Raw genomic sequence first — 3,280 nt, forward strand, 5'->3', positions numbered from 1 at the left:
CTTAGGAAATGGCTGTTGTGGGTGGATAAAAGAAAATCTGCTGAAGACCTTGAACCAATCATCCCAATTTGGATAAGAAATTACGCAGATAATAACGGCTTTGATGCGGGTATTCGGTATAATGGGAATTTAGTAGGGATGATAGGTCTTCACTACATCGACTGGAAAAACAAGAGCACGAGCATTGGCTACTTTTTATCAGCAAATGCACAGGGTAAGGGGGTCATCACAAGATCTGTATCTTCCTTATTAGATTACATATTCACTCATATGAGTCTTAATCGTGTTCAAATTCAATGTGCTGTCAATAATGCCAAAAGTAAAGCAATCCCAGAAAAATTAGGTTTCTGCAATGAAGGAGTCACAAGGGATGGACAATGGCTATATGACCACTATGAGGACCTGGTTACATACAGTTTATTAGCAATCGACTGGCAAAATAAGAAAAAGTAAGTGCACTCACTCGGCGGGTATTACTTTCAAATTCAAGTTCGAAAAATACTAACGGTTCACGTGATCGTTTTCTATAGGATAAGGGCACGGATATCTTACCTTTTCGTGCCCTTTTAAACGAAACCATCAAAAATCTCTTCTCACTATTTTTTCTTCATCCCATGCTTCCTCTGGCATTTGAATTTTTCCGGAAACTGCTTTGTAATCCCTCTTGATAAGGTGTCAGCAAATTTTATCATGTGATCTTCACCCTGGTCATATGCAGTAATATCTGCAGCCCAGTCTTTCTTCAATCGTGCAGTTACTTGATCAGTAAGGAATTGCAGATGCATGTACAAATCTTTTTTTAGCTCTTTTTCGTTATAATTTGGGTTTGCACTGCTAAGGAATTTGGCTATTTCATCAGCATTTTTGTACCATTCAGTATTAAACTTTTTAAAATTTGCCTGATCACCAGTTTTCGCTGCTACAACCAATTTTCCAGCAATGGCGATATGGTCCTTTCATAGTACTCCTAACTTATTTCCCGCTTCATCTCCGTAGTATGGCTTGATGGCATTTCCGATGTCCTCTTGATTTTTCATCAGCCTAGCAAGAACTTGATCCTGATCCTCTAAGCCAGCCAGGTTGCTTTTAACATAATCCCTCGTCCACATGACATGGTCAATCCAAAGCTTTCTCATCCCGCCCTTTAATTGCGCAACTGCGTGCCAGTTGCAATGTTGATGAGCTCTTTCGTTTCCCTCAGCACTTGCTGTGATTTGAGGAAGCCCAATACCAAAAGCCATTATAATTACTATCATTTGCAAAAACAGTTTTCTCACGATATCTTCTCCTTTATGGTTAAAATAAACATTTGTTATTGTGTATTAAAATACACATTTCATTCCCTTGCCTGCACATTTTCTATTGCTCCTTCTTAAAATAGAGAGGAGGGATCGTATTGAATATAAATGAAAAGTATTTTAGGCCATCCAAAAGCAAAGCAATAAATATAATGAGATTGCCGCAAACAAGTTCACCCATGTATCTGCAGGAACTTCTAAGAAGCCCTTATATGACAGTAGTTCATTTTTTCAGTGTGCTCCGTGAAGCTGAAAATTTACTTCCAGGGAAAATGGGTGGGTGCGGGACGGTTGGAATGGCTAAAGAGCCTTTTCCAATTGCGTATCAATTTTTATCAAAAGATTTCCATACAAAGTTAAGTTATAATGACTTCCTTAAGCTTTTCGAGGGAATCGGCCACATTAACTTATTGAAATTGATTCCTATATCCGATGATCAGCTTTTTTATGAAATAGAAACCATAGAGGGGTCAGACAAACCAATCACCTATTTTGGTTATTATTATGGTTTTATCAAAACTGTGAAGGATTCGGAGGGCTTCAAAATCGAGGAGATAACTCGCATAGGTGAGGACTTCCTGTGCGCTGCTTACCATGGGTGGGCTCATGATGCAAAAACTAATGTCGATGTTAGGTATGGTGAATGGTGTCATTTGATAAAACAAAGATACCCGATGGTTAAAAAGGAATTTATTAAATACTTTCGATTCCTAGGAAATGATGATCAGTACTATATGATTGTTTTTGTGGAATTGACAAATGGGACGAATATGGAAATTGGTCAGTTTGTTTGGAAGGATGGCAAATGGGCTAAAATTCATTTTAAACCTGAGGATTGCTTATCAAGAAACCAGATGTCAAGCTGCTTTTCTTAAATCACATTTCATTATATTCGTGCACTGGGTATAGAAGCTTTCGACCATAGTATAAGCCAGTAAACAATTATGAAACTCAGTTCATATGAAAAACAGACTCTATACAGTAAATCATTTTTATAGACAAGTAACACAAAATTTAATATTTCGTCTACTTTAATACAATCAGCAAAGCATATTACGGGATGGGAATGAAAAAAATGGTGTTTTCTATTGTTTTTCTTATTGGCATGGCTTTTCCTTTCATTTTCATTAAAGCAAAAGCAAAATGGCTTAAATGGCTGCCCAGTATGATATTTTTTATTTGCACTTTAGTCATCGGCGTAAAATTATTAATTTCTCCTGCTGCTGAAATGGCTATGTTGGGCGAAATCGTATACTTCATGATGCTGGGAACGGCAGCGCTTGGTAGTTTTATCAGCGGTGTAATCATATATTTCATGAAGAAGAATTCATAATAATGGCGGCCTATCTTAAGAGGCCGTTTTTTATTTGGCAGTATGGGAAGGAAACAAGCTTTTTCAAAAGAATATATAAATACATAGAGGTCAATTAATTTTATGAGGTTTAAAGCATGAAAGTTGAAAGCATTCTTTTGGAACTGAAAAAGTTAAAAATCATCGAGGACGATTCGTCTTATAAAAAGCTAAGCGGTGGAACTACGAGCGAGTTATATTTGCTTCAATCTCGCTATGTGATAAAAAAGAATGAACCACAAGTGCTAAAAGCAGAAGCAGTATTTCTCAAAGAGTATTCAGAGATTCTACTATTTCCAACGCTTATATATGAGGAGCCCCAAAATAATTACATAGTCTATTCCTATATGAAAGGTGAATCGATATACAAAAGAAAATACAAAAGGGAATTGTTGGTCGGATTAGTACAAAACATATTCAATCATTATAAGATTGCCGAATCCGAAGGGGGTTGGGGCTGGACAGATGATCAAAGTCCTTCATGGAATGATTTTTTACTCCAGAGAGCCATTGAAGCAACTAACATTCTCAAAAATTACCTTTCAGAAGAGGATAGTAAACTTATTTATACATTGATTAAAAACAAAAAAAGCGAAATGATTAACCAGCCATATTTGCTTCATGGTGATTG

The 3,280-nt window shown here is 36.6% G+C and carries 3 protein-coding genes and 2 pseudogenes; 3 read left to right on the top strand and 2 right to left on the bottom strand.

Annotation, left to right across the window (positions count from 1 at the left end; all coding sequences use genetic code 11):
- On the top strand, window positions 1-453 hold a 453-nt coding region (locus WB217_RS04100), incomplete at its 5' end, for a GNAT family N-acetyltransferase (protein WP_423990898.1).
- A 143-nt stretch (window positions 454-596) separates the two neighbouring features.
- On the opposite strand, the pseudogene WB217_RS04105 reads toward WB217_RS04100, so the two are convergent.
- Window positions 597-1,256 (bottom strand): annotated as a pseudogene (locus WB217_RS04105) (glycosyltransferase).
- Between the two features lie 254 nt (window positions 1,257-1,510).
- Here WB217_RS04105 and WB217_RS04110 point away from each other — a divergent pair.
- Window positions 1,511-2,173: a hypothetical protein gene (locus tag WB217_RS04110; protein WP_423990900.1), complete on the top strand. Its 663-nt coding sequence runs from the start codon at window positions 1,511-1,513 to the stop codon at window positions 2,171-2,173.
- A gap of 178 nt (window positions 2,174-2,351) precedes the next feature.
- Here WB217_RS04110 and WB217_RS04115 read toward each other — a convergent pair whose 3' ends face one another.
- Window positions 2,352-2,615: a hypothetical protein gene (locus tag WB217_RS04115; protein ID WP_423990902.1), complete on the bottom strand. Its 264-nt coding sequence runs from the start codon at window positions 2,613-2,615 to the stop codon at window positions 2,352-2,354.
- A 132-nt stretch (window positions 2,616-2,747) separates the two neighbouring features.
- Here WB217_RS04115 and WB217_RS04120 point away from each other — a divergent pair.
- Window positions 2,748-3,280: pseudogene (locus tag WB217_RS04120) on the top strand (aminoglycoside phosphotransferase family protein); the annotation flags it as partial.

Origin of the sequence: Mesobacillus sp., assembly GCF_049588175.1 — a bacterium.
Classification (GTDB): Bacteria; Bacillota; Bacilli; order Bacillales; family Cytobacillaceae; genus Mesobacillus.

What these genes read in the sequence shown, in the direction of transcription:
- WB217_RS04110 (WP_423990900.1), top strand. Translation starts at nt 1,511, where the DNA reads ATGACAGTAGTTCATTTTTTCAGTGTGCTCCGTGAAGCTGAAAATTTA.
- WB217_RS04115 (WP_423990902.1), bottom strand. Translation starts at nt 2,615, where the DNA reads ATGAAATATATGATTACACCGCTGATAAAACTACCAAGCGCTGCCGTT.